We start from the raw sequence: 25,080 nt of genomic DNA on the forward strand, positions 1-25,080 counted from the left end.
TTGCGTATCGTTGCAAGCTACAGTGATGAGGTCGGATCGTCACGGAACGGAGACGCCATGGTGAACCGGGATTCGCCGCGCGGAACAGCACCCGCGGCCCTCGAGGACGCGGAGCAGGAGAGCGCCATGCTGCGGCCTGCCCACGGGTTCAGCGTCCGCGACTACGCGAAGTCCGCCGTCGGCAGTCGCCGCAAGGAGATCGACGCCGCTGCCTTCTCCGAGACGCCGCTGAGTGCTGAGACGGTCGCTCTGCTCCGCGCCCTGTCGGACATCGAGCGCGCGACGATGCAGTACCTCCGCGGGGTGCTCGTCACCCCCACCCACAAGGACGCCAGGGTCACCGCGTTCCTGATCACCTGGGCGTACGAGAAGTACTGGATCACCGACACCCTCGACACCCTGCTCAAGGCGAACGGGACCCCGCGCGACAAGACGCGTTCGACGGGTCTCCGCCGCACCGTCCACGGCGTGCGCGACCGCTTCGCGCCCATCGGCCAGGCCCTCGTCGCGAACGTGCTCGGCGAGGACATCATCGCCTGGCACATGACGATCGGGACGATCGACGACCTCATCACCCACGCGGCGTACCGCGCGGTGCGCGAGCGCGAGCCGCACCCCGTGCTCGACCGCCTCGTCGACGAGATCCTCGAGACGAAGGCCAGGCACCTCGAGTTCTTCACCGCTCAGGCGAGTGACCGCCTCGCCGCGTCGCCCCGTGCACAGGGCATCACGCGTCGCCGCATCCGGAACGCCGTGTGGCCCACCGGCTCCGATGCGAACGGCCCCCGACAGACGGCGCGGTTCGCCGCGCTCGTGTTCCGCAGTACCGCCACCTGGAGCGACCCCGCCGTCCTCGGCATCGACGCGTCGATCGACGCGCTGCCCGGTCAGTCGGGCCTCCATCTCGCCGCCAGACTTGCCCGCCGCGGGCGCCGCGGCAGCCTCGAGGAGAACCGATGACCGACACCCCCACCCCAGACGCCGAACAGCCCGACGCCCAGGAGCCGGAGGCTCAGCAGCCGGAGGCTCAGCAGCCCGCCACCGAACAACCCACCATCGCCCCGGATGCCCTCGACGGCGCGCACGTCCTCGTCACCGGTGGCACCGGCTTCCTCGGCCAGGCGGTGCTCGAGCGCCTGCTCGCCGATCACCCGACCACGCGCGTCAGCCTGCTCATCCGGAAGAAGGGGTCGGTCCGCGGGAGCGACCGTCTCCAGACCCTGCTCCGCAAGCCGGTGTTCAAGGCCTGGCGCGAACGCGTCGGCGCCGAAGCCGCTGCGGCGATCGTGGCCGAACGCGTCAGCGTGATCGAGGGTGGCCTCGACGAGATGGCACTGCCGGCCGACCTCGACGTCGTCATCCACAGCGCGTCGACCGTCTCCTTCGACCCGCCGATCGACGAGGCCTTCGCCACGAACGTCGGCGGCGCCACCACCCTGTACGCGGCGCTCGCGAAGAGCGGCGCGACCCCGCACGTCGTCCACGTCTCCACCGCCTACGTCGGCGGCACGCGGAAGGGCATCCAGCCGGAACGCAGCCTCGCGCACGACGTCGACTGGCGCGTCGAGGCCGAGGCAGCCCGCTCGGCACGCGTCCGCACCGAGGAGTCGTCCCGTCGTCCGGAGGTCCTGCGCAAGCTCATGCAGACCGCCCGTCGCGAGCACGGCAAGGCCGGCCCCCAGGCCGTCTCGAACGCCGCCGAGGCTGCACGCATCGCCTGGGTCGACGCCCGACTCGTCGCCCACGGCCGTGCACGCGCCGAGAGCCTCGGCTGGACCGACGTCTACACCTTCACGAAGGCGATGGCCGAGCGGGTCGCCGAAGAGCGCTGGGCCGGCGAGGGCAACCGGCTCTCCGTCGTGCGTCCCTCGATCATCGAGAGCGCGCTCGCGCACCCCTTCCCCGGCTGGATCGACGGCTACAAGGTCGCCGACCCGCTGATCATCGCCTACGGCCGCGGACAGCTGCCCGACTTCCCGGGCCTCCCCGACAGCGTGCTCGACATCATCCCCGTCGACTTCGTCGTCAACGCGATCCTCGCCGCGGCACAGACCCCGCCGGAGCCGGCTGCGGCTCGCTACTTCCACGTGAGCTCCGGCGCCAGCAACCCGCTGCCGTTCCACAAGATGTACGCGAACGTGCACAGCTACTTCACGGAGCACCCGATCCCGGCCGACGCCGGCGACATCAGCGTGCCGACCTGGAACTTCCCCGGCGGGCGCGCGATCGAGCGCTCCATCGACCGGCGGCAGAAGGCGACGACGGCGGCCGGCCGAGTCGTCTCCCACCTGCCGGCGAACGCGACCACCCGCGGGTGGCAGGACCGGATCCGCAAGGCGTCGAGTGACCTCGGCTCGCTCCGCGACTTCACCGGGCTCTACCGCTCCTACGTGCAGAGCGAGATCGTGTTCGACGACCAGCGCACCCGTGCCCTGCACGCCTCACTGACGCCCGAGCAGCAGACGGACCGCGGGTTCGACGTCACGACGATCGACTGGGACGACTACTTCCAGCGCATCCACTTCCCCGCCGTCACGACCCTGACCCGCGCCTTCGCCAACCGCAAGGCGGGCGCCGCGAAGCAGCAGAAGATCCTGCCCGTGCGCGACGACGTCCTCGCGGTGTTCGACCTCGAGGGCACGGTGCTCGCCTGGAACCTCATCGAGCAGTACCTCTGGCTGCGGCTCGCCGCGACCTCACGGTCGCGCTGGCCCATCGAGATCGCCACGCTCGGCGCCTCCATGCCGGGGTACATCGGTGCTGAACTCCGCGACCGCGGTGAGTTCATCCGCACGTTCATGCGCCGCTACGAGGGCGTCGACGTGGCGCAGCTCGAGAAGATCGTCCGGGGCGGCTTCGGCAAGGCCGTCCGGTCCCGCCTCCTCCCCCAGGCGCTCGAACAGATCGCCGCGCACCGGGCGGCCGGTCACCGGACGATCCTCGTCACGGGCACCATCGACCTCATGACGGCTCCGCTCGAGCCGTTCTTCGACGAGGTCGTGGCCGGGGCGATGCACGCCGAGAACGGACGCCTCACGGGCTACCTCGACAGCCCGCCGCTCGTCGACGAAGCGCGCGGCGCCTGGCTCACGCAGTACGCCGAGCAGCACGGCATGGACCTCGCGCACTCCTACGGCTACGGCGACTCCCATGCGGACGCCGCCTGGCTGCAGCTGGTCGGGAACCCGGTCGCCGTCAACCCCGACCACACCCTGTACAAGCTGGCGCAGGTCGGCCGGTGGACGGTGCGAGAATGGGCACGAACCACCGGAGGCGTCCGCTCCGAAGACGAACTGACCCGCGCACCGCGCCCCGCACAGCCGAGAGGAGAGCGGACGGCCGAGGACACGATCCCCGACCGCCCCACCGCACATGGCGTTTGACATCGACAAGTTCACCGAGACGAGTGTCTCGGTGAACTGGAGCGACCTCGACTTCGACGAGTTCAAGACGAACCCGCTCCCCGCTTCCACCCTGCGCAGCCTGCGCTATATGTGCGACATCGAGTACCACACGGTCTGCTATCTGCGCGACATGCTCATGACGCCGTCCCACGAGGACGACGAGGTCGGCGCGTTCATGACGATGTGGAACCGTGAGGAGTTCTGGCACGGGGAGGCGCTCGCCGCCGTCCTCGCCGCCCACGACATCACGGTCGACTTCGACGAGCTCAAGGCGACGCGCCTGAAGCTCGGCTGGAAGGACCGCCTCGACCCCATCAAGCAGTCGATCCTCGGCAACCTCGTGGGCACCGACTTCATCGCGGTGCACATGAGCTGGGGCGCGGCGAACGAGTGGTCCGCGACCGCCGCGTACACCCGCCTCGCGCAGTTGGAGCGACACCCGGTGCTCTCGGTGCTCCTCAAGCGGATCGCGAAGCAGGAGACGCGTCACGTGGCGTTCTACGCGAGCCAGGCCAAGGCGCGCCTGGAGTCGTCGAAGAGCGCACGTCGACTCACCCGCTTCCTGCTCCGCAAGGTGTGGGGGCCCGTCGGTTCCGGCGTCATGCCCGACTCCGAGGTCACGCACGTCATGGGCCACCTCTTCGGCGACGAGGACGGCCTGGCCGAGGTGCGCCGCATCGACGGGCACATCGCCAAGCTCCCCGGTATGGAGGGGCTCACGATCATCGAGAACTCGCTCCGCGTGCGCGGCGTCGCGGCCTGAACCGCGCCACCTCGTACAGCAGCCCCGGTCGGATCTCCGACCGGGGCTGCTTCGTGTCGTGCGGGCCGCGTCTCAGCTCTGCGAGACGATGCGGGCGCCGTGGACCGGTCCGTGGGCACGGATGACCTTCAGCCCGGACGAGGCGAGCGTCACCTGCAGTTCGACGGCGTCGTCGGTGTCGGCCGCCAGGAAGGCGATCGTCGGCCCGGAGCCGGAGACGAGGCTGCCGAGGGCTCCCTGGGAATCGCCGAACTCGAGCACCTCGCCCAGCACCGGGCGCAGCTGCAGCGCGGCGGCCTGCAGGTCGTTGTAGAGGACCTCGCCGAGGAGGTGGGCGTCGCCCGCCCGCAACGCCTGGAGCACCGCGGCGTCGACCGTCGGCTGCCGACCGGACGGCGAGATGTCGAGGATGTGCCGCGCACGGTGGGCGTCGAGCTCCTGGTAGACCTTCGGGGTCGACATCCCGAAGTCGGCGAGGGCGAGCACCCACTCGAACTGCCCCTTGGCCAACGCGCTGCTCAGTTGGTCGCCGCGGCCGGTGCCGACAGCGGTGCCGCCGAGCAGGGCGAAGGGCACGTCGGCGCCGAGGCGTGCCGCCAGCGCCAGGAGGTCGTCGCGGCTGCGTTCGGTCCCCCAGAGGGCGTCACAGGCGAGCAGCGTGGCCGCGGCGTCGGCTGAGCCGCCGCCCATCCCGCCGGCGACCGGCACGTGCTTCTCGATCTCGAGCCGGACACCGCCGCGGTACCCGGTCCGTCTCGCGAGGGCCTTCGCGGCACGGATGGCGAGGTTGCTCGTGTCGGTCGGCACACCCGACACGTCCACCGAGCCGGAGAACGACACACTGAAGTCGTCGGCCGGGTACGCGTGCACGTCCTCGTACAGCGAGATCGCCTGGTACGCGGTCGCGACGTCGTGGTAGCCGTCGTCCATCACTTCGCCGACTTTGAGGAAGACGTTGATCTTCCCCGGTGCTCGCACGTGGACGTGCTTGAGGATGGCCTCGGTGGTCATTGTTCCAAGTTAGTCGATCGAGCAGGCGCCTCGGACCGCGTCACTTGTCGGAGGAGTCCGCCCAGATGTTGACGTCGGCGCCCTCCGCGAGTCGGTCGATCTCCTCGAGCTCCTCGGTCGTGAACGCGGGGCCGTCGAGCGCCGCCAGGTTCTCGTCGAGCTGCTCGGGGCGGGAGGCGCCGATGAGGGCGGAGGTGATCGCGGGGTTATTCAGGACCCAGGCGAGCGACATCTGCGCAAGGGTCTGCCCGCGCTCCACGGCGATGTCGTTGAGGGACCGGAGGCGGGTCGCCATCTCCTCGCTCACCTGCCGGTCGGGCAGGGACGGACGGTTCGTCGCACGCTCGGCCGGGCCGTCGCCGAGGTACTTGTCGGTGAGCAGGCCCTGCGCGAGCGGCACGAAGGCGATCGCGCCGAGGCCGGTCTCGGTCAGCACCTCGGTGAGGCCGTCCTCGACCCAGCGGTTGAGGATCGAGTACGACGGCTGGTGGATCACGAGCGGCGTGCCGAGCTCGCGAGCGACGGCGTGTGCGGCGGCCGTCCGCTCGGCCGAGTACGAGGAGATGCCGACGTACAGGGCCTTGCCGGAGCGCACGATCGCGTCGAGCGCGCCCACGGTCTCCTCGATGGGCGTGACCTCGTCGACCCGGTGCGAGTAGAAGATGTCGACGTAGTCGAGACCCATCCGCTCGAGCGACTCGTCGAGGCTCGCGGTCAGGTACTTCTTCGAACCGAAGTTGCCGTACGGGCCTGGCCAGAAGTCGTAGCCGGCCTTCGAGGAGATGATGAGCTCGTTGCGGTACGGACCGAAGTCCTCGCGCATCATGCGACCGAAGTTCGTCTCGGCGGAGCCGTAGGGCGGGCCGTAGTTGTTCGCGAGGTCGAAGTGGGTGATGCCGTGGTCGAACGCGTGGCGCAGGAGCGCGCGCTGCCCGTCGAACGGCCGGTTGTCGCCGAAGTTGTACCAGAGGCCGAGCGAGATCGGCGGGAGGAAGAGCCCCGAGGTGCCGACCTGGCGGTAGTCGTTCCGCGCGTAGCGGTCGTCCGCCGCGGCGTACGGGCGGTGGATGTCGGGGACGTTCAGCGGGAATCGAGCATCAGCGGTCATGCGCCAACGTTATCGTCCCGCACGCACGATCGACAGGAAGTCGTGGACCGTGAGCTCCTCGCCGCGCGCCGTCGGCTTCACCCCGGCGGCCTCCATCTGCTCCGTCGCGGCCTGGGAGCTGCCGAGGACACTCCCGAGAGCCTGTCGGAGCATCTTGCGACGCTGCTGGAACGCCGCGTCGATGAGCGCGAAGGTCTTGATGCGCTCCTCCTCGGTGCCGATGACGTCGCTGCGCCGCTCGAATCCGACGAGCACGGAGTCGACGTTCGGGATGGGCCAGAACACCTGGCGGCTCACCTGGCCGGCGATACGCCACGCGCCGTACCAGGCGGCCTTCGCGCTCGGGGCGCCGTAGACCTTGCTCCCCGGGCCGGCGGCGAGTCGGTAGCCAACCTCGGCCTGCACCATGACGACACCGGCCGTCAGCGAGGTGAAGTGCTCCAGGAAGTGCAGGAGGACGGGCACGGAGATGTTGTACGGCAGGTTGGCGACGAGTCGGTTGGGCTGCGCGGGGAGTTCCTCGATACGCATCGCGTCCTCGTGGACGACCGACAACCGGTCGATCATGCCCGGTGCCATCTCCCCCACGGTGAGCGGCAGCTGCTTGGCGAGCCGACCATCGATCTCGACGGCGACGACGCTCGCGTCGGCCTCGAGCAGGCCGAGCGTCAACGAGCCGAGTCCAGGGCCGATCTCGACGACGACGTCGCCCGGAGCGACGTGTGCGACCGACACGATCTTGCGGACGGTGTTCGCGTCGATGACGAAGTTCTGACCGAGCTTCTTCGTCGGCGTCACGTCCAGCAGGGTGGCGAGATCTCGGATCTCGGCGGGGCCGAGCAGGGCGACGGAGGCGGTCATCCCTCCAGTATCCCTGATCGCGGAGCCGGTCCTCGTCGGGCGACGGGCGCGAGGCTCGGTGACGGGCTCAGTCGCTCAGTCGGCCCAGGAGCCGTAGACGCGCTCGGTGTTCGTCGCGAGCTGCGCCGCGAACGCGGCGACGTCCTCGCCCAGGTGCTCGGCCATGCCGCGCACCGTGTACGGGAGGAGGTACGGCGCGTTCGGCCGACCGCGGAACGGGGCGGGCGTGAGGTAGGGCGCGTCGGTCTCGACCATGATCAGCTCGCGGGGCATGATCGCGAGCGCCTCACGCAGCGGTGCGGCGTTCTTGAACGTCACCGTCCCGGCGAAGGAGGCGTACCAGCCGTGCTCGGCGCACAGCTCGGCGAGCTCCGGGCCGCCCGAGAAGCAGTGGAAGACGGTGCGTTCCGGAGCGCCCACCCGCAGGAGCGTCTCGACGACCTCGTCGTGGGCGTCGCGATCGTGGATCTGCAGTGCGACACCGTGACGTTTCGCGATCGCGATGTGCGCTTCGAACGATGCGAACTGCGCCGCTCGGCCGTCCTCCTCGGTGCGGAAGAAGTCGAGGCCGGTCTCTCCGACGGCGCGGACGCGAGGCTCCGCCGCCAGACGGTCGATCTCGGCCAGCGCCTCGTCCAGGGTGCCCGCGCGGTCGAGGTCCGGCGCGTCGTTGGGGTGGATCGCGACCGCCGCGAGCACACGGGGGTCACGAGCGGCGATCGCCGCCGACCAACGCGAGGTCTCCACGTCGGTGCCGACCTGCACGATGCCGCGGACCCCGACGGAGGCTGCACGGTCCAAGTGCTCGGACGGGGTCAGCGGGGCGTCGCCGTCGGCGTGTTCGAGGTGCGTGTGGTTGTCGTAGACCGCGACCGGCAGCGCCTCAGGTGCCTCGGGATAGCTCAGCTGCTTCCGCTCCCCCGCTTCGCGCTGCCGCAGGTGCGGTGTGACGGCCGGATCCGGCGCGACGCCCCCGCTCATTCGGCGACGGCCTCGATCCGCGGGAACAGGGGCTCGAGCCCTGCCACCGAGGTGCCGGCGGGCAGCTGCCCCCAGGTGCCGACGTCGCCGATGCGCTGTGCGCCGAGCTCGCCGAGGGCGGCTTCAGCGCCGAGGGCGGACCACAGCTTGGTGGTCGCCTTCGGGACGAAGGGGTGGAGCAAGACCGACAGGGCGCGCAGGCCCTCGACCGCCGTGGCGAGCACGGTGCCGAGCCGCTCCCGCTTGGCCTCGTCCTTCGCGAGTGCCCACGGCTCCTGCTCGGTGATGTAGCCGTTCAGCTCGTCGACGATCCGCCAGATGGCCGCGAGCGCGTCCTGGATGGCGAGGCGCTCGATCGCGGCGTCGGCGTCGGTTGCAGCGCGGGCGACCGTCTCCTGGATGGCCACGTCGGCCGGCTCGGCAGGGCCGCTCGCCGGCACGACGCCGTCGAAGTACCGCGTCACCATCGCGAGCACGCGCGACGCGAGGTTGCCGAAGCCGTTCGCGAGCTCCGCCTGGTACCGCGCGGAGAGGTCCTCCCAGCTGAACGAACCGTCCTGCCCGAAGGCGATGGCGCGCATGAAGTAGTAGCGGAACGCGTCGGAGCCGAAGGTGTCGGTGATCTCACTCGGTGCGATACCGGTGAGCTTCGACTTCGACATCTTCTCGCCGCCGACGAGCAGCCAACCGTGACCGAAGACCCGCTTCGGGACCTCGAGCCCGGCGGCCATGAGCATGGCCGGCCAGATGACCGCATGGAACCGCAGGATGTCCTTGCCGACGATCTGCGTGGCGGGCCAGCGCTCGGCGAACGCCTCCTCGTCGGAGCCGTACCCGGCGGCGGTGATGTAGTTGAGCAGGGCGTCGAACCACACGTAGACGACGTGGCTCTCGTCCCACGGGACCTTGATGCCCCAGTCGAAGGTCGAGCGGGAGATGGACAGGTCCTTGAGCCCCTGGCGCACGAACTGGATGACCTCGTTGCGCGCCGACTCCGGCTGCACGAACTCCGGTCGCTCCTCGTAGAGGGCCAGCAGGCGCTCGGCGAAGTCACTCATGCGGAAGAAGTAGTTGCTCTCCTGGAGTAGTTCGACCGGCTTCGAGTGGATCGCGCACACGAGCTGCCCGACGTACTCGCCGGTGCCCTGCACGAGGTCGCTCTCCTGCTTGTACTCCTCACAGCCGACGCAGTAGTACCCCTCGAACTCACCGGTGTAGATGAAGCCGGCGTCGTACAGGCGCTGAAGGAAGAGCTGGACGTTCTGCTCGTGCCGTTCGTCCGTCGTGCGGATGAAGTCGTCGTTCGAGATGTCGATCGTGTCGAGCAGCGGGTACCAGGACTCGCTGACGAGCTTGTCGGCCCACTCCTTCGGCGTCACGCCGTTCGCGGTCGCCGTGCGCAGGATCTTCTGGCCGTGCTCGTCGGTCCCGGTCAGGAACCAGGTGCGGTCGCCGGCCTGACGGTGCCAGCGCGCGAGGACGTCCGCGGCCACCTCCGTGTAGGCGTGCCCGATGTGCGGGGCATCGTTGACGTAGAAGATGGGCGTGGTGATGTAGAACGAGGTGCCGTCGGCCATGGGGTCAATCCTAGGACGAGCGGGCGTCGCCACCGTGCCTGTTACGGCGCGGGACGCACCTGCGCGTCCGGCGACGCCTTCGGGGGCCGGGCTGCGAGGGCCGCCTGGTACAGGTCGCGCTTCGAGAGACCGGTGGCCTCGGCGACCTCGTTGGAGGCGTCCTTCAGGCGCGTGCCCGAGGCCACGAGCGCGAGCACCTGCTCGAGCGCGGTGGCCGGATCGGCCTCGACGGCCTCCGCACCGGCGATGACGATGCAGATCTCGCCCTTCACACCCCCGGACGCCCACTCGGCCAGTTCAGCGGCCGTTCCCCGCTTGACCTCCTCGAACAGCTTGGTGAGCTCCCGGCACACCGCCACGCGACGGTCGGCGCCGAGCACGGCGGCGATGTCCTCGAGGGAGGAGGCGAGTCGGTTGGGCGATTCGAAGAACACCATCGTCCGCAGCTCGGTCGCCAGCGCTCGGAGGCTGCTGCGCCGGTCGCCCGGCTTCCGCGGGAGGAACCCCTCGAAGGTGAAGCGGTCGGTCGCGAGGCCGGACACGGCGAGCGCCGTCACGACCGCAGACGGCCCGGGGATCGCGGTGACCTGGACGTCTGCGGCCGCCGCCGCGTCGACGAGGTGGAAGCCGGGGTCGGACACGGTCGGCATGCCGGCGTCGCTGAGCACGAGGACGTCGGTCTCACGGGCCAGTTCGACGATCTCGGCCGCGCGTTCGCGCTCGTTGTGGTCGTGCATGGCGATGAGCCTCGGCCGCGATTCGACACCGAGGGCGCGCAGTAAGTGGATGGCCGTCCGGGTGTCCTCGGCGACGATGACCTCCGCCGCTGCCAGCGCTTCCCGGAGTCGTGGCGACGCATCGCCGAGGTTGCCGATGGGGGTCGCTCCGAGGATGATCACCGGACCAGTCTCCCATCCGGTCGGGGTGGTTAGATGAGACGGTGTCGGTCGATCTTCTGGAAGCCCCTGTGACGGGATCCCGCCTCGACCGCTGGTGGGAGCGGATGCTCCGCACCGAGCGCCGCCGGAAGCTCTGGATCTGGGGCGGTCCGGCCGCCGTGACACTCCTCGCGTTCGTGCTGCGGTTCTGGAACCTCGGTCACCCGCACTCGCTCGTCTTCGACGAGACCTTCTACGTGAAGGACTCGTGGTCGCTGTGGCTGAACGGCTACGAGAGCACCTGGCCGGACGGGGCCGACGAGGGCTTCGCGAACGGCGACGCGGGCAGCCCGAGCACGAACCCCTCCTACGTCGTGCACCCACCGCTCGGCAAGTGGCTGATCGCGCTCGGCATCGCCGTGTTCGGCATCGACGACAGCACCGGGTGGCGCATCTCCACCGTGATCGCCGGAACGCTCGCGGTCCTGCTCGTCACGCTCATCGCCAAGCGGTTGTTCACCTCGTCGATCCTCGCCGTCCTGGCCGGGTTCCTGTTCGCGATCGACGGCCACGCGATCGTCATGGCCCGGGTCTCGCTGCTCGACAACTTCGTCATGTTCTTCGTACTGGCGGGATTCGGCGCGATCCTGTTGGACCGGTCGTGGCACGCGTCACGCCTGGCGGCGAAGGTCGCGTCAGCCCGGGCGAGGGGCGCCGATCCGGCCTGGGGTCCCGTCCTCTGGTGGCGGCCGTGGCTGCTCGCCGCAGGGGTCGCGTTCGGTGCGGCCACCGCGGTGAAGTGGAACGGACTGTACTTCCTCGCCGCGTTCGGCGTGTACGTGATCGTCACGGATCTGCTGCTCCGCCGCCGACTGGGCCTCAGCCTGTGGGCGAGCGCAGCGGTCCTCAAGCAGGGCCCCGTGTCCTTCGTGACCCTCGTCCCCGTGTCCGCCGTCGTGTACCTCGCCAGCTGGACCGGCTGGATCAGGACGTCCGGCGGGTACGACCGCCAGTGGGCCGATGCAGTGGGCAACGCCTGGACCGGCACCTTCGCGTGGGTCCCCCACTGGTTCCAGAGTCTCCTCCACTACCACCAGAGCGCCTACAGCTTCCACGTCGGCCTCAGCACCCCGCACCCCTACGCCGCGAACCCGCTCGGCTGGCTGCTCATGATCCGGCCGACGAGCATGTACTACCAGTCCCCCGCCACCGGGACCGACGGCTGCGCGTGGGACGCCTGCTCCTCCGCGATCACCTCGATCGGCAACCCGCTCATCTGGTGGGGCGCCGCCGTCGCGCTCGGGTACTGCGTCTACCGGCTCGTCCGCTACCGCGAGTGGCAGGTCGGGCTCATCGTCCTGGGCGTCGCAGCCGGGTACCTGCCCTGGCTGCTCTACCTGAACCGGACGGTGTTCCAGTTCTACACGATCGTCTTCGAGCCGTACCTCATCCTGGCGCTCGTCTTCGCGATCGGGAAGATCCTCGGGTCCCGCGACGACCCGGAGGAACGCCGATTCGCCGGCGTCGGCGTCATCGGGGTGTTCGTGACCATCACGACGCTGTTGAGCATCTTCTGGTATCCGCTCTGGACCGCCATCACCGTGCCCTACTGGTTCTGGCACCTGCACGCCTGGTTGCCGTCATGGGTGTGACGGGAGGTCGGTGATGAAGGCGCTCCCCGGGGTGCTCGTCGCCGGTGCAGCGGCGCTCGCCGCCCTGGGCCTCCACACCCTCCTGCCGGTCGTCCCGCTGCTGACCGCGAGCGTCCTGCTCGGCATGGTGGCGGGCCAGCTCCCGCCGTTCCAGCGGCTCGCGGCGGGCGTCCTGAAGCCGGGACTCGGGATGAGCGCGAAACGGTTCATGCGGATCGGTGTCGTCCTGCTGGGGCTGAAGCTGAGCCTCGTCGACATCGCCGGCCTGGGGTGGGTCACGCTCGCCACCACGGTCGCGATCGTCGTCGTCACCTTCTTCGTCACCCTCTGGCTCGGCCGAAGACTGGGGCTCGCGGGCCCCGAACCGCTCCTCATCGCCACGGGCTTCTCCATCTGCGGCGCCTCCGCCATCGGCGCGATGAGCGGCGTCGTGAAGGCGAAGGACGAGGAGCAGGCGACGCCCGTCGCGCTCGTCACCCTGTGCGGGACCCTCGCGATCTTCGTCCTCCCGGCGCTCCGTGGCCCCCTCGGGCTCAGCGACGAGCAGTTCGGTCACTGGGTGGGGGCGAGCGTGCACGACGTGGGTCAGGTCGTCGCGACCGCCCAGATCGCCGGCACGAGCGCACTCGCGATCGCCGTCGTCGTCAAGCTGACCCGGGTCGTGCTCCTCGCCCCCATGGTCGCCGCCGCCGCGACGATCGAGCGCCGCCGACTCCTGACGGTGTCGGCCGGCGCCGGTGCGCAGGTCGATGCCGACGGAACCGCGACCGCAACCCGACCGCCGATCGTCCCGCTGTTCGTCGCGGGCTTCATCGCCGCGGTCCTCGTCCGCACCCTGCTCCCGGTGCCCGAGCTCGTCCTCGACGTCGCCGACGGCGTGCAGACCGCACTGCTGGCGATGGCGCTCTTCGCGCTCGGTGCCGCGATCCGCGTCCGCACGCTCGTCACCACCGGGTGGCGCGCGCTCGTCGTCGGGCTCGTCTCCTGGCTCCTCATCGCGGTGCTCGCGCTCGGAGCGGTGCACCTGGCCTGAGGCACGCAGGCGTGCGTGCCTGGGCAGCGCGGCTAGTGCTCGCCGCCCACGATCTTCAGGCCGATGACGCAGCCGATGAGCCCGAGGATGAGCAGCACCTTGACGACCGACAGCTGCTCGCCGCCGAAGGTCATGGCGTACCCGACGGTGAGCGCTGCGCCGATCCCGACCCAGACCGCGTAGGCGGTGCCCACCGGGATGTCGCGCATGGCCCAGGCGAGGCCGGCCATGCTGAGCACGAGCGCCCCCGCGAACGTCACGGTCGGCCAGAGCTTCGTGAAGCCCTCGGACTTGCCGAGCGCGGTCGCCCAGACGGCTTCCAGGACGCCGGAGGCGACGAGTACGATCCATGACATGACGATCACTCCCAAGTGGTCAGTCTTGTCGCGTTCCGGGTACTGCGCCCTCGTCCGGCAGCCCGATCAGGGCTGTGCTCCACACGATACGCCGACGCCCTGGGCAGGCCCTGTGCAGTGCGGTCGAATGCGACGCAATGTTGCAGCACGGTGAAGCGCTCGACGGTGCTCCGGTAGCGTGAACGCATGGCAGATCGTGAGTATGGCTTCCGCACGCGTGCGATCCACGCGGGCAACATCCCCGACCAGGTGACCGGCGCACGGGCGCTGCCCATCTACCAGTCGAGCGCCTTCGTCTTCGACGACACCGCCGACGCCGCCGCGCGCTTCGCCCTGCAGAAGTACGGGAACATCTACTCGCGCCTCGCCAACCCGACGGTCGCGAGCTTCGAGGAGCGCATCGCCAGCCTCGAGGGTGGCCTCGGAGCCGTCGCGACCGCCTCCGGCCTCGCCGCGCAGTACATCACCTTCGCCTCGCTGGCGGGGCAGGGCGACCACATCGTCGCCTCGGCCAACCTCTACGGCGGCTCGATCACGCAGCTCGACGTCACCCTCCGCCGGTTCGGGATCGAGACCACCTTCGTGCAGTCCTCCGACGCCGCCGACTACGCCGCCGCCATCCAGGAGAACACGAAGCTCGTCTTCGCCGAGACGGTCGCGAACCCCTCGGGCGAGATCGCCGACATCGAGGGCCTCGCCGACGTCGCGCACGCACACGGCATTCCGCTCATCATCGACTCGACCATCGCGACGCCCTACCTCAACCGCCCGATCGAGTGGGGCGCCGACATCGTCACGCACTCGGCCACCAAGTTCCTCGGCGGCCACGGCACGACCCTCGGTGGCGTCGTCGTCGAAAGCGGGCGCTTCGACTGGAACACCGACAAGTTCCCACTGTTCGGTCAGCCCGTCCCGAGCTACGGCGGCCTGCAGTGGTCGGGCAACTTCGGCGAGTACGCCTTCCTCACCCGGCTGCGCGCCGAGCAACTCCGCGACATCGGTCCGGCGCTCGCACCGCACTCGGCCTTCCTCCTCGCCCAGGGTGTCGAGACGCTGCCGTTCCGGATCCAGGCCCACGTCGACAACGCGCGGATCGTCGCCGAGTGGCTCGACGCCGACCCGCGCATCGCCGCCGTCAACTGGGCCGGGCTCCCGGCTCACCCGCACCACGAGCGCGCGAACAAGTACCTGCCGAAGGGACCGGGCTCGGTCTTCAGCTTCGAGGTGAAGGGTGGCCGTCAGGTCGGCCAGAAGCTCATCGAATCCGTCGACCTCGCGAGCCACCTGGCGAACATCGGCGACGCGAAGACGCTCATCATCCACCCCGCATCGACGACGCACGCGCAGCTCTCCGACCAGCAGCTCGTCGACGCCGGTGTGCTGCCGGGCATCGTCCGGCTGAGCGTCGGCATCGAGGACCCTGACGACATCATCTACGACCTCGACCAGGCGCTCGCCGCAGCGGTGAAGGAGTAGTGGCATGAGCACTTCGACAAGCTCAGTGACCGGCGTGGACGCGACCGTGACCGGCGTGGACGCGACCGTGACCGGCGTGGACGCGACCGTGACCGACCAGGACGCGACCGAGACGGTCCGGCTCACCAACGGCCTCACCTGCTCGCTGCCCGCCGATTCGCCGCTCGCAAAGCTGCTGCGTTCGCAGCGCACGTGGGCGGGCCCCGACGCGAAGGCTCGCCTGAAGCTCCTCCGCGAGGCGAAGTCCGTCGCGATCGTCGGCGCCTCACCGAACCCGGCGCGTTCCTCCTACTTCGTGGGCACCTACCTGCAGCAGTCGAGCGACTTCACGATCTACTTCGTGAACCCGAACGCCACGGAGATCCTCGGTCAGCCCGCCTACCCCGACCTCGCCTCCCTGCCGGAGGTACCCGACATCGTCGACGTCTTCCGCAAGGCGAGCGACATCCCCCAGGTCATCGACGAGGTCGTCGCCATCGGAGCACCGACCGTCTGGGTGCAGCTCGGCATCTGGAACCAGGAGGCGGCCGAGTACGGCGAGTCGAAGGGTCTGAACGTCGTGATGGACCGCTGCATCAAGGTGGAGCACGCCCGGTTCCACGGTGGACTCCATCTGCTCGGCTTCGACACCGGCCAGATCACCGCCCGCAAGACCCTGCGCTGACGCCTCGGTTCCCTGAACTCGTCGGCAGGTCGCACTTCGACAGGCTCAGTGACCGGGGACGGCTCAGTGACCGGGCCGGTCCAAGTAACGAGCCGTGGATACACTCGTGACGTGCCTGCGTCGAACCTCCGAGTGACCGTCCTGGGGCCGGTGCTCGTCGAGGGACGCACCGGTCGGCTCGTCGAACCCGGCGGCCGGCTCGCCAAAGCGCTGGTGACCATCCTGGTGCTCGCGGACGGGCGCGCCGTGTCGACGGCCGCCCTCATCGACGAGCTGTGGGACGACGCACCGCCCGCAGGTGCCAAAGCCGCGCTGCAGACCCTGGTCTCACGGGTGCGCGCCGTGTCGGCGCCGGACCTCATCGACTCCTCGGCCGCCGGGTATCGACTGTCGATCGACCAGTCCCTGGTCGACCTCCACGTCGCCGCGCAGGCGGCCGATGCGGCGTCGACGGCCATCCGCGCCGCCGACCCGCACACCGCGGGCACGCTCGCCCGGGACGCGCTCCTCCTCTGGACCGGTGATCCCGGCGCTGAACTGGACGGCCTGATCGGCGACGAGCTGGCGCTCCGCGCGGCGCGGCTCCGCGACGACCTGCGCCGGGTGCGTGCCCAGAGCCGCCTCGAGCTCGGCGACGGCGCGGCCGTCATCACCGATCTCGAGGCGCTCGTCGCCGCCGACCCACTCGATGACGCCACCCAGCTGATGCTCTTCAACGCCTACGCGCAGAGCGGACGTCGCTCCGACGCGATGCAGCTCTTCGCCGACCACCGTCATCGTCTCCGGGACGAACTCGGCGCCGACCCGACGTCGGCGCTGGTCGCGGCACACGCGGCGCTCCTGCAGGACGCCGTCGAGCCGTCTGCGCCGGCGTCCACACCAGCGACCGCCCGCGTCTCCAGCATGGTGCTCGGACTCCGGACGGCGCCGAACGAGCTCCTCGGTCGCGACACCGACCTCGACGCGATCGGCACGCTCGTGTCCGAGGTCCGCCTGACCACGATCCTCGGCCCCGGTGGCCTCGGGAAGACCCGACTCGCCCAGGAGGTCGCCCGGCGTGCCACCACGACCACGCCCGGCGTCGTCGTGGTGGAACTGGCGAGCGTGCGGGACCCGGACGATTTTCCGCTCGCGGTCGCGACCGCACTCGACATCCGCGAGGCCCCGACCCCGCGTCGGCTGAGTGAAGCGATCATGGTGCAACCGGTCGAGCTGCACGAGCGCATCATCGACCGACTCTCGGAGCGGCCGACGCTGCTCGTGATGGACAATTGCGAGCACCTCGTGGATGCGGCGGCACGCTGGATCGCCGATGCGCTGGCCTGGGCCGGCGACCTCCGCGTCCTCGCGACGAGTCGGAGCCCGTTGTCGATCGCCGCCGAGCACGTCTACCAACTCGACCCGCTGGACGCTGCCGTGGACGGCACCGACCTCGAACACGCGGGCCCGGCGGTGCGGCTGTTCGTCGAGCGTGCCCGCGCCGCCCGCCCGGGACTCCATGTGCCTCTCGACGTCGCGGCACGTCTCTGCGCGAGACTCGACGGCCTGCCGCTGGCGATCGAACTCGCGGCGGCGCGCACCAGATCCATGTCGGTCGAGGAGGTGGAGCGGCGACTCGGGAACCGCTTCACCCTGCTGACCGCCGGTGATCGCAGCGCTCCTGAGCGCCACCGCACCCTGCTCGCCGTCATCGACTGGAGTTGGAACCTCCTGGGCGAGCACGAACGTGTCGTCCTCCGTCGCATGTCCAGGTTCCCCGACGGCTTCGATCTGGAGGCGGTTGCAGCGCTCGCCCCCGAGGTCGAGGTCGTGGAGGCGCTCGACGCGCTCGTCGGCCAGTCGTTGCTCACCGTGCAGGACGACCCGGCAACCGGGACCGTCCGATTCCGGATGCTCGAGACGGTCCGTGAGTTCGGCGCGATCAAGTCCGCCGAGGCGCACGAGGACGACCTCGTACTCGACCGCACTCGGACCTGGGCGGTCGCACTCGCCGAGACGCTCCTCCCCGCCATGCAGGGACCGCGACAGGTGGCGGCGTTCGCGCGCCTCGCCCTCGAACAGGACACCCTGGTGGACGTGCTCCGCGGGGCCGTCGCCGACAATCGCGCCGATGTCGTCGCCCCGGTCTTCGCAGGACTCGCCCTCTTCTGGACGATCCGCAGCGCGCATCAGGAGGTCCTGGTCTTCGGAACGGCCGTCCTCGACGTGCTCCGCCACCAGGACCCGGAGTCGGTGTCGACCGACACCCCGGCCATCGCCGTCGCCATCATCACCGTGACCTTCCTCGCCACCGATCCCCGGACGTCCGCGCGGGCGATCGGCGTCCTCCGCCGACTCGAACGGGCGCGGACGACACAGGCCCCACGGATGCGCGCGATGGTCAGCCTGTTGCTGGTCGCGGGTCGCCCCGAACGCGCGGAGGCCCTCCTCCGCGAGTACTCCCGGTCGACCGACCCGCACGTCGCGAACCTCGGGAACCTCATGTCGGCCCAGGCGGCGGAGAACGACGGCGACCCCCGCGCCGCCGAAGCGGCCGCCCTGCGTGCGAACGACCTCTCGCTCACGCTCGGGGACGTCTGGGGTGCGGCCATGAGTGCACACATGCTCGCCCAACTGCACAGCCAGAACGACGAGCCGGAGGAGGCGCTCGTCTGGGCGGCCCGAGCTGCCGAGGGGCTGACCGCGATCGGTGCGGAGGCGGACCTCCGTCAACTCGAGTGGCTGATCGCGATCGGCGACATCGCCCGCGGTGACCACGCCGCCGCCACCACCGTGCTCGACCGGTTCCTCTCGGACGACGTCTCGTTCTCCGCGTTCCCCCCGCTCCCCGAACGGCGGTCGATCGGCTGGGCCGGTCTCGCCGAGATCGCGCGGGCACAGGGCGACGCCGCACGGGGAGCCGAGCTCTACGGGAAGGCGCTCGCGGCGTTCGCTCCGGGTGAGTCGAGACGATCGCCGTGGTTCACCCTCGTCGGTTCCGCCGCGATCGCCGCCGCCGTGCTGGACGGCGTCCCGGGCACCACCGAGGTCCAGCGTCTCGTGCGACGGGTCCGCACCCGCACCATCGCGCTGGGACGCCTCCTCCCGAACCGGTTCGACCGGCCCGTGCTGGGTTCCACGATCATCGCCCTCGGCGCCTGGTACGTCCGCTCGGACGACGACGAGGTGCGGTTGATCGGCGCCGAGCTCGTCGCGCTCGCCAGTACACTCGCCTCCCGTCAGGACATCCCGTCGCTCGTCCGCACACCACACGAGGCAGCAGCGGCGGCGCGTCTCACGGCGACCGAGCGCGACCGCCTCGCCGAGCTGACCCTCCCTCTGCAGGCGCACGAGAGCGCCGCCAGGGCGTTCGAACTGCTCGGCAGTCCTGCCCTGGCGGCGCGCTGATCGGTCGCTGCGGTCGTCTCGTCGTCAGGCGCGGCGCATGTACGCCCGCACGGTGAGCGGTGCGAAGACCGCGACGATGACGGCGGCACCGAGGAGCGCCAGCCAGGCGTCACCGCCGAAGACACCTGTGTTCGCGAGATCGCGTACCGCGGTCACGAGGTGCGAGACGGGGTTCACGTCCACGAAGCCCTGGAGGAAGCTCAGCATCGTCTCCGGGTTCACGAAGGCGTTCGAGAGGAACGTGAGCGGGAACAGGACGAGGAACGAGATGCCCTGCACGCTGCTCGCGCTCCGGGCGATGACCCCGAAGAACGCGAAGATCCAGCTGATGGCCCAGGCGCAGACGATCACGAGGAGGCCGGCGAGGGCCACGAAGCCGATACCGCCCTCCGGTCGGTACCCCATGACGAAGCCCATCGCGAAGGTGAGCGTCGTGGCGATCGTGTAGCGCACCGTGTCGGCGAGGAGGGCGCCGGCCAGCGGTGCGATGCGGGCGATGGGCATCGACTTGAAGCGGTCGAACACGCCCTTGTCCATGTCCTCGCGGAGCTGGATGCCGGTCACGACCGAGGTCGTGATGACGGTCTGGACCAGGATGCCCGGGATGATGATCGGCAGATAGCTCGCGACGTCGCCGGCGATCGCGCCGCCGAAGATGTACGTGAACATCAGGGTGAAGATGATCGGCTGGACCGTCACGTCGATCAGCTGTTCGGGCGTGCGCTTGATCTTGAGCAGTCCGCGGTACGCCATGGTGAAAGAGTTGCGGACCGTCTGCGAGAGGCTGACGTGGTTCCGGAGGGACCGGTCTGCGGCCGGGGTGATGGTGATCGTGCTCATGCGTGGACCTGCTCTGCGGTGTCGAGGGAATCGGTGTCGGATGTGGCGCCGGCGTCGTCCGCCTCGACACCGTGGCCGGTGAGGGTGAGGAAGACCTCGTCGAGGGTCGGCTTCTGGACACTCATCTCCGCGAGCCGGATCCCGGCTTCCCGGAGCGTGATGAAGAGGTCGGTCACGGCGTCGGGGTCGCGCATCGGGGCCGTGATGCGGGTGGCCTCCGGCGAGACGACGGTGTCGACGCCGAGGACGCTCGAGATGACCCGACGTGCATCCTCCAGGTCGGCGGGGTCCGCGAGCCGCAGCTGCAGCGACGACTCGCCGACGGAGGCCTTCAGCTCGTCGGAGGTGCCTTCGGCGACCACGAGACCGCGGTCGATGACGGCGATCCGGTCGGCGAGCTGGTCCGCCTCGTCGAGGTACTGGGTGGTCAGGAGGACGGTCGAGCCCGTCGCGACGAGGCGGCGGATCGTGTCCCACATCTGCGCACGGGTCCGCGGGTCGAGGCCTGTGGTCGGCTCGTCGAGGAAGATGAGGGGCGGCTGGGCGATGAGGCTCGCCGCGAGGTCGAGACGGCGACGCATACCGCCCGAGAACTTCTTCAGGGGTCGCGACGCCGCGTCGCTCAGGCCGAACTCCTCGAGGAGTTCGGCGCTCTTGCGCTTCGCCTCCGCGCGGCCGAGTCCGAGCAGTCGGGAGAAGATGACGAGGTTCTCGGTGGCCGAGAGGTTCTCGTCGACGGACGCGAACTGCGCGGTCACGCCGATGAGCTGGCGCACGACCTGCGACTCCCGCTGGATGTCGTGTCCGAAGACGGTGGCGGTGCCGGCGTCGGGACGCAGGAGCGTCGCCAGCATGCTGATGGTGGTGGTCTTGCCGGCGCCGTTCGGGCCGAGGACGCCGTAGACGGTGCCGGTGCGGACCGAGAGGTCGACGCCGTCGACCGCCCGGTTGTCGCCGAAGGTCTTCACGAGGCCGTGGGCTTCGATCGCCCAGTCGGAGCTGATGCTCATGCGGATGCCTTTCGAAATCAGGTGTGGGCCGCCGGTGGGCGACCCGGACAACAGTGTGGGCGGGGGCGCTCACGGATCGCTCACCTGCCGCTGACACCCGCTGACGGCCGCTGACACCGCACCCGGCGCCGAAGACGCTTAGAGTGAGAGGAGCCAGTCGCACCGAAGGGGGTCGTCCAGTGACCGCATACGTGTCCGCGTTCGACCTCTTCTCCATCGGGATCGGGCCGTCCAGCTCGCACACGGTCGGACCGATGCGGGCGGCCCTGGCGTTCGCCACCGGGCTCGCGGACGACGGACTGCTCGACCGGGTCGACCGCGTCACATGTTCGTTGTACGGATCGCTCGGCGCGACCGGCATCGGTCACGGCACCCCCGACGCCGTCGTCGCGGGCCTCCAGGGACTCACCCCGGAAGGGTGCGATCCAGCCGAGGTCCGCCGGGCCTGGAGCGACCACCTCGACGGCGCTCCGCTCACCCTCGCCGGGACGCGTGCCATCGCGTTCTCGAAGGACGACATCTCGTTCGTGCCCAGGACGAGGCTGCCGGGCCACCCGAACGCCATGACACTCCACGCCTGGGATCAGCGGAGCGACCTCCCCGTGCGCTCCGAGACGTACTACTCGGTCGGCGGCGGCTTCATCCGTCGTGACGGCGACGACCCGAGCACGGTGCTGCCGTCGACACCCGTACCGATGCCGTTCCGGACCGCTGAGACGCTCATCGGGCTCTGCGACGAGACAGGGCTCCCGATCGACGCGATCGCGAGACGCAACGAAGAGGCCCTACGGTCCGCGGTCGAGGTCGACGCCGGCCTCGACGCCATCTGGACGGCCATGCACGAGTGCGTGACCGCCGGGCTCGCCGACACCGGCACCCTCCCGGGCGGTCTCGGCGTCAAGCGCCGGGCACGTGCCGTCCGTGAGCGCCTCGACGTGGCCGAGGCCGAGAGCGGGCGCGAGCTCCCCACGGAATGGCTGCATGCATTCGCCCTGGCGGTCAACGAGCAGAACGCCTCCGGCGGGCGGGTCGTGACCGCACCCACGAACGGGGCCGCGGGGATCATCCCGGCGGTCGGGAGCTACTACCTGCGGTTCGTGCCGGGCGCCTCGCTCTACGGGATCCGTCGGTACCTGCTCACGGCGACCGCCATCGGCTCGCTCTTTAAGGCGAACGCGTCCATCTCCGGGGCCGAGGGCGGCTGCCAGGCCGAGGTCGGCTCGGCCTGCGCCATGGCCGCCGGTGCCCTGTGCGCCGTCCTCGGCGGCACACCGCGTCAGGTCGAGAACGCCGCGGAGATCGCGATGGAGCACCACCTCGGCCTCACGTGCGACCCGGTGGGCGGGCTCGTCCAGGTCCCGTGCATCGAACGCAACGCGATCGCCTCCTCGACTGCCGTCAGCGCCGCACGTCTGTCGCTGCACGGCGACGGGACGCACCTGGTGTCGCTCGACACCGTGATCGAGACCATGCGCCAGACCGGTGTCGACATGTCGACGAAGTACAAGGAGACGAGCGAGGGCGGTCTCGCGGTCAACGTCATCGAGTGCTGAACCGCGGCGTCGTGTGACCGCGTGTTGCCGACCACCGTGGTCATCCGGGCTGCGGCCTCCTACGGTGGGCGCATGACCTCCACGCACGCGCCGTTCCTGGTGGACCCGCTCGTCTCCACCCAGTGGCTCGCGGACCATCTCGGCAGCGAGAGCCTCATCGTCCTCGACGCGAGTGTCGTCGAGCTGCCTGCGCTGGACGGCGGCCCGGTGCGGCTGGCGAGCGGCTACGACCTGTACCTCTTCGACGGGCACGTACCCGGTGCTGTGTTCGTCGAGCTGCTGGACGCGCGCCAGGGGCTCGGAGCATCCTCAGCGGACGAGATCCGACGCGGTGCGGCCGCCATCGGCGTCACGGAGCAGCACACGATCGTGCTGTACGACCAGCTGGACGGGCGCTCCGCCGAGCGCCTTCGTGCGGCGCTGACCGGAGCCGGATACGAGCGCGTCGCGCTCCTCGACGGTGGACTCGGACGCTGGCGCTCCGAAGCCCGCGAGCTGCGCTTCGGTGGACCGGACGGCACGTTCGGAGCCTGACCCGTCGACGTGACGGGTCGGTCGGTGGGCTGGTTCAGCGGGCGTCGAGCTGCGCCGCGTCCGTCACCGGGAGGCGGCAGACGAAGTCCCGGCAGTGGTAGGCGGTCAACCGGCCGTCCCGACTGGTCCGTTCGGCGAAGACGTCGAACCCGCTCGTCGCCCAGGCCACCGCCTGCCGCTCGGAGACCACCGCCACGACGTCGTCCCGGCGCGTCCTGACCGCGTCGCGCATCGCCCGATCCGCCGTCGCGCGATCTTCGTCCTCGTCCGGGTCCACCCGATCCGGCCCGACGACGATGAGTTGCGACGCCGGCCCGGTGAGCGATGCCGCCAGGGCCAGACTCGCGCCGAACGCGGTCGGTGCCGACAGCGCAGCCGACGCGGCGAACCGGACCGCGCCCTCGGCGGCGTCCCGGAACCGGCCGTCGGCCGTCAGCTGGAACAGCAGCAGCGACGCGCGTCCGAGCGACGATATCCCCGAGGGATACGCGCCCTCCGACGGGTCGCCGTCGATCCGCATGCCCTGGGCCGACAGCACCGGGTCGCCGCCGCCCGGCAGGATGAAGCCGGCCACCGCGGCGGAGGAGGCGTCGGTCACGGTCTCGTCAGTCACGGTCTCGTCAGTCACGGTCTCGTCCGGCAAGCACCGGTCGACGAGGTCGCGGGCGACCTCCGCGTAGCGGACCTCGCCCGTCGCGAGGCCGAGGCGCAGGAGCGCCTCCGCGAGCATCCCGTAGTCCTCGAGGGCCGCCGCCGCACCCGCCCGCCGTTCGTCGAGCGAGGCCCGGGCGAGCGTGCCGTCCGAGCCGAGGTGGTTCTCGACCACCGCGTCCGCCGCCCACCTCGCTGATTCGAGCCACTCGGGGCGGTCGAAGACCGTCGAGGCCTCCGCCAGCGCGCCGATCGCGAGCCCGTTCCAACCGGTGAGCACCTTGCGGTCAACGGCCGGCGGGGTCAGCATCGCCCGGCCGTCCACATCGCGTCGGTAGTAGCCACCCTCCGATCCGACGCCGTCGACGACGCTCTCGGAGTCCTGCGCCGACCCGAAACCGCCGCTCGGCTGCTGCAGCGTGCCGATGAGGAACTCGGCGATCCCGGCGGCGACACTGGCCGCCCACGAGCTCGGGCGCTCGGTCCAAGCCCGCGTGTACGCGGTGAGGAGGAGCGCGTTGTCCGTCAGCATGCGTTCGTAGTGCGGCTCGGTCCAGTCCCGGTTGACCGCGTACCGGAAGAACCCGCCTTCGACCGGATCCCGGAGCGCCGAGGCCCCCATCGTCCTGAGGGTGCGTTGCGCGAGGTCGACACCGCGGCGGGCGACCTCCCCCTCGCGCGGCGTCAGCAGGAAGTCGAACAGCGGGGCCATCGGGAACTTCGGAGCCGTGCCGAAGCCGCCGAGCTCCCGGTCCTCGAGCGCCTCGACCGCCACGATCGCCGCGTCGAGGACGCCGGGCTCCGGCAGTGGGGCGTCATCCGTGGACGACATCGTCTCGGCGATCGCCCGCGCGAGTCCGTCGGCGCTCGCGACGACCTGCTCCCGTCGCTCGGTCCACGCGACACGGACGGCCTCGAGCACCTGCGGGAACGAGGGATGCCCGCGGAGCGGCACGGGAGGCGAGTAGGTCCCCGCGTGGAAGACGTGTCCGCGCGGCGTCACGAACACGTTCAGCGGCCAGCCCAGGTCACGGGTGAACGCGCCGGCGGCGGCGAGGTAACTGGCGTCGACGTCGGGATGCTCCTCGCGGTCGACCTTCACCGCCACGAAATCGCGTCGGAGGAGCTCGGCGATGTGCTCGTCCGAGAACGACTCGCGTGCCATGACGTGACACCAGTGACACGTCGAGTAGCCGATCGAGACGAGCAGGGGGACGTCACGACGGGCCGCTTCGGCGAAGGCCTCCGGCCCCCAGGGGTACCAGTCGACCGGCTGCTCGGCGTGCGAGCGGAGGTACGGGCTCATCGCCTCGGCGAGCCGGTTCGTCATGCGGGATCCGT

General features: G+C 70.3%; 20 protein-coding genes and 1 riboswitch. Of the genes, 10 read left to right on the forward strand and 10 right to left on the reverse strand.

The features are described from left to right. Nucleotides 1-57: 57 nt before the first annotated feature. Genes IFU11_RS04420 through IFU11_RS04430 form a run of 3 tightly spaced genes read left to right on the forward strand, consistent with a single transcriptional unit; the run spans nucleotide 58 to nucleotide 4,167 of the window. A complete protein-coding gene (locus tag IFU11_RS04420) occupies nucleotides 58-960 on the forward strand; it encodes a hypothetical protein (RefSeq protein ID WP_244631627.1) in 903 nt (300 codons plus the stop codon). Continuing rightward, entirely contained in the window at nucleotides 957-3,383 is a 2,427-nt protein-coding gene (locus tag IFU11_RS04425; protein WP_192018246.1) for an SDR family oxidoreductase, read from the forward strand. Before IFU11_RS04420 ends, IFU11_RS04425 begins: the two co-directional genes overlap by 4 nt. Then, nucleotides 3,373-4,167 (forward strand): hypothetical protein, encoded by a 795-nt coding sequence (locus tag IFU11_RS04430; RefSeq protein WP_079705450.1) that lies wholly within the window; start codon nucleotides 3,373-3,375, stop codon nucleotides 4,165-4,167. Before IFU11_RS04425 ends, IFU11_RS04430 begins: the two co-directional genes overlap by 11 nt. A 72-nt stretch (nucleotides 4,168-4,239) precedes the next feature. Here the strand turns inward: IFU11_RS04430 and IFU11_RS04435 are convergent, their stop codons facing one another. The 6 genes from IFU11_RS04435 to rsmI all read right to left on the reverse strand — a co-directional run bounded on the left by IFU11_RS04435 (nucleotide 4,240) and on the right by rsmI (nucleotide 10,604). Then, nucleotides 4,240-5,178 carry a 4-(cytidine 5'-diphospho)-2-C-methyl-D-erythritol kinase gene (locus IFU11_RS04435; protein ID WP_192018247.1) on the reverse strand — a complete coding sequence of 313 codons (939 nt, stop codon included), beginning with the start codon at nucleotides 5,176-5,178 and terminating at the stop codon, nucleotides 4,240-4,242. Nucleotides 5,179-5,218: 40 nt separating this feature from the next. Continuing rightward, nucleotides 5,219-6,286, reverse strand: coding sequence for an L-glyceraldehyde 3-phosphate reductase (mgrA, locus tag IFU11_RS04440; protein WP_064296494.1), 1,068 nt, complete (start codon nucleotides 6,284-6,286; stop codon nucleotides 5,219-5,221). A gap of 9 nt (nucleotides 6,287-6,295) precedes the next feature. Then, nucleotides 6,296-7,147 carry a 16S rRNA (adenine(1518)-N(6)/adenine(1519)-N(6))-dimethyltransferase RsmA gene (gene rsmA, locus IFU11_RS04445; protein WP_079705445.1) on the reverse strand — a complete coding sequence of 284 codons (852 nt, stop codon included), beginning with the start codon at nucleotides 7,145-7,147 and terminating at the stop codon, nucleotides 6,296-6,298. Between the two features lie 75 nt (nucleotides 7,148-7,222). Then, nucleotides 7,223-8,128, reverse strand: a complete 906-nt coding sequence (locus IFU11_RS04450) for a TatD family hydrolase (protein ID WP_192018248.1) — start codon at nucleotides 8,126-8,128, stop codon at nucleotides 7,223-7,225. Beyond that, on the reverse strand, nucleotides 8,125-9,705 hold the full coding sequence (metG, locus tag IFU11_RS04455; RefSeq protein WP_192018249.1) for a methionine--tRNA ligase: 1,581 nt from the start codon (nucleotides 9,703-9,705) through the stop codon (nucleotides 8,125-8,127). The genes IFU11_RS04450 and metG overlap by 4 nt, the downstream gene beginning before the upstream one ends. Nucleotides 9,706-9,746: 41 nt before the next feature. Continuing rightward, a complete protein-coding gene (gene rsmI, locus IFU11_RS04460; RefSeq protein ID WP_192018250.1) occupies nucleotides 9,747-10,604 on the reverse strand; it encodes a 16S rRNA (cytidine(1402)-2'-O)-methyltransferase in 858 nt (285 codons plus the stop codon). Nucleotides 10,605-10,672: 68 nt separating this feature from the next. On the opposite strand from rsmI, the gene IFU11_RS04465 reads away from it, so the two are divergent. Both IFU11_RS04465 and IFU11_RS04470 read left to right on the forward strand, forming a co-directional pair. Then, nucleotides 10,673-12,235 carry a dolichyl-phosphate-mannose--protein mannosyltransferase gene (locus IFU11_RS04465; RefSeq protein ID WP_371742718.1) on the forward strand — a complete coding sequence of 521 codons (1,563 nt, stop codon included), beginning with the start codon at nucleotides 10,673-10,675 and terminating at the stop codon, nucleotides 12,233-12,235. A gap of 13 nt (nucleotides 12,236-12,248) precedes the next feature. Continuing rightward, nucleotides 12,249-13,268, forward strand: coding sequence for a YeiH family protein (locus IFU11_RS04470; RefSeq protein ID WP_192018251.1), 1,020 nt, complete (start codon nucleotides 12,249-12,251; stop codon nucleotides 13,266-13,268). Between the two features lie 32 nt (nucleotides 13,269-13,300). Here the strand turns inward: IFU11_RS04470 and IFU11_RS04475 are convergent, their stop codons facing one another. Next, nucleotides 13,301-13,624 carry a DMT family transporter gene (locus tag IFU11_RS04475; RefSeq protein ID WP_192018252.1) on the reverse strand — a complete coding sequence of 108 codons (324 nt, stop codon included), beginning with the start codon at nucleotides 13,622-13,624 and terminating at the stop codon, nucleotides 13,301-13,303. 14 nt (nucleotides 13,625-13,638) lie between these two features. Further along, nucleotides 13,639-13,702, reverse strand: a riboswitch (guanidine-III (ykkC-III) riboswitch). A 108-nt stretch (nucleotides 13,703-13,810) separates the two neighbouring features. On the opposite strand from IFU11_RS04475, the gene IFU11_RS04480 reads away from it, so the two are divergent. The 3 genes from IFU11_RS04480 to IFU11_RS04490 all read left to right on the forward strand — a co-directional run bounded on the left by IFU11_RS04480 (nucleotide 13,811) and on the right by IFU11_RS04490 (nucleotide 19,151). Beyond that, complete coding sequence (locus IFU11_RS04480) at nucleotides 13,811-15,100, forward strand: O-acetylhomoserine aminocarboxypropyltransferase/cysteine synthase family protein (RefSeq protein ID WP_079705440.1); 1,290 nt, start codon at nucleotides 13,811-13,813, stop codon at nucleotides 15,098-15,100. Between the two features lie 172 nt (nucleotides 15,101-15,272). Then, nucleotides 15,273-15,764, forward strand: a complete 492-nt coding sequence (locus tag IFU11_RS04485; RefSeq protein ID WP_370282230.1) for a CoA-binding protein — start codon at nucleotides 15,273-15,275, stop codon at nucleotides 15,762-15,764. A gap of 111 nt (nucleotides 15,765-15,875) precedes the next feature. Then, a complete protein-coding gene (locus tag IFU11_RS04490) occupies nucleotides 15,876-19,151 on the forward strand; it encodes a BTAD domain-containing putative transcriptional regulator (RefSeq protein WP_192018254.1) in 3,276 nt (1,091 codons plus the stop codon). A 24-nt stretch (nucleotides 19,152-19,175) separates the two neighbouring features. On the opposite strand, the gene IFU11_RS04495 is transcribed toward IFU11_RS04490, so the two are convergent. Together IFU11_RS04495 and IFU11_RS04500 are read right to left on the reverse strand one after the other, a co-directional pair. Continuing rightward, nucleotides 19,176-19,991: an ABC transporter permease gene (locus IFU11_RS04495; protein ID WP_192018255.1), complete on the reverse strand. Its 816-nt coding sequence runs from the start codon at nucleotides 19,989-19,991 to the stop codon at nucleotides 19,176-19,178. Continuing rightward, complete coding sequence (locus IFU11_RS04500; protein WP_192018256.1) at nucleotides 19,988-21,001, reverse strand: ATP-binding cassette domain-containing protein; 1,014 nt, start codon at nucleotides 20,999-21,001, stop codon at nucleotides 19,988-19,990. Before IFU11_RS04500 ends, IFU11_RS04495 begins: the two co-directional genes overlap by 4 nt. A 179-nt stretch (nucleotides 21,002-21,180) precedes the next feature. On the opposite strand from IFU11_RS04500, the gene IFU11_RS04505 reads away from it, so the two are divergent. Beyond that, a complete protein-coding gene (locus tag IFU11_RS04505; protein WP_192018257.1) occupies nucleotides 21,181-22,554 on the forward strand; it encodes an L-serine ammonia-lyase in 1,374 nt (457 codons plus the stop codon). Nucleotides 22,555-22,626: 72 nt separating this feature from the next. Beyond that, nucleotides 22,627-23,088, forward strand: a complete 462-nt coding sequence (locus IFU11_RS04510; protein WP_192018258.1) for a rhodanese-like domain-containing protein — start codon at nucleotides 22,627-22,629, stop codon at nucleotides 23,086-23,088. Nucleotides 23,089-23,122: 34 nt separating this feature from the next. On the opposite strand, the gene IFU11_RS04515 is transcribed toward IFU11_RS04510, so the two are convergent. Further along, nucleotides 23,123-25,069, reverse strand: a complete 1,947-nt coding sequence (locus IFU11_RS04515) for a thioredoxin domain-containing protein (RefSeq protein ID WP_192018259.1) — start codon at nucleotides 25,067-25,069, stop codon at nucleotides 23,123-23,125. Nucleotides 25,070-25,080 lie beyond the last annotated feature (11 nt).

The organism is Plantibacter sp. CFBP 8804 (assembly GCF_014841225.1).
Lineage (GTDB): Bacteria > Actinomycetota > Actinomycetes > Actinomycetales > Microbacteriaceae > Plantibacter > Plantibacter auratus.

Bases quoted from the DNA above. Each gene is read 5' to 3' on its own strand.
- IFU11_RS04420 (WP_244631627.1), top strand. From the start codon at position 58: ATGGTGAACCGGGATTCGCCGCGCGGAACAGCACCCGCGGCCCTCGAG.
- IFU11_RS04425 (WP_192018246.1), top strand. From the start codon at position 957: ATGACCGACACCCCCACCCCAGACGCCGAACAGCCCGACGCCCAGGAG.
- IFU11_RS04430 (WP_079705450.1), top strand. From the start codon at position 3,373: ATGGCGTTTGACATCGACAAGTTCACCGAGACGAGTGTCTCGGTGAAC.
- IFU11_RS04435 (WP_192018247.1), bottom strand. From the start codon at position 5,178: ATGACCACCGAGGCCATCCTCAAGCACGTCCACGTGCGAGCACCGGGG.
- mgrA (WP_064296494.1), bottom strand. From the start codon at position 6,286: ATGACCGCTGATGCTCGATTCCCGCTGAACGTCCCCGACATCCACCGC.
- rsmA (WP_079705445.1), bottom strand. From the start codon at position 7,147: ATGACCGCCTCCGTCGCCCTGCTCGGCCCCGCCGAGATCCGAGATCTC.
- IFU11_RS04450 (WP_192018248.1), bottom strand. From the start codon at position 8,128: ATGAGCGGGGGCGTCGCGCCGGATCCGGCCGTCACACCGCACCTGCGG.
- metG (WP_192018249.1), bottom strand. From the start codon at position 9,705: ATGGCCGACGGCACCTCGTTCTACATCACCACGCCCATCTTCTACGTC.
- IFU11_RS04470 (WP_192018251.1), top strand. From the start codon at position 12,249: ATGAAGGCGCTCCCCGGGGTGCTCGTCGCCGGTGCAGCGGCGCTCGCC.
- IFU11_RS04475 (WP_192018252.1), bottom strand. From the start codon at position 13,624: ATGTCATGGATCGTACTCGTCGCCTCCGGCGTCCTGGAAGCCGTCTGG.
- IFU11_RS04480 (WP_079705440.1), top strand. From the start codon at position 13,811: ATGGCAGATCGTGAGTATGGCTTCCGCACGCGTGCGATCCACGCGGGC.
- IFU11_RS04495 (WP_192018255.1), bottom strand. From the start codon at position 19,991: ATGAGCACGATCACCATCACCCCGGCCGCAGACCGGTCCCTCCGGAAC.
- IFU11_RS04500 (WP_192018256.1), bottom strand. From the start codon at position 21,001: ATGAGCATCAGCTCCGACTGGGCGATCGAAGCCCACGGCCTCGTGAAG.
- IFU11_RS04510 (WP_192018258.1), top strand. From the start codon at position 22,627: ATGACCTCCACGCACGCGCCGTTCCTGGTGGACCCGCTCGTCTCCACC.
- IFU11_RS04515 (WP_192018259.1), bottom strand. From the start codon at position 25,069: ATGACGAACCGGCTCGCCGAGGCGATGAGCCCGTACCTCCGCTCGCAC.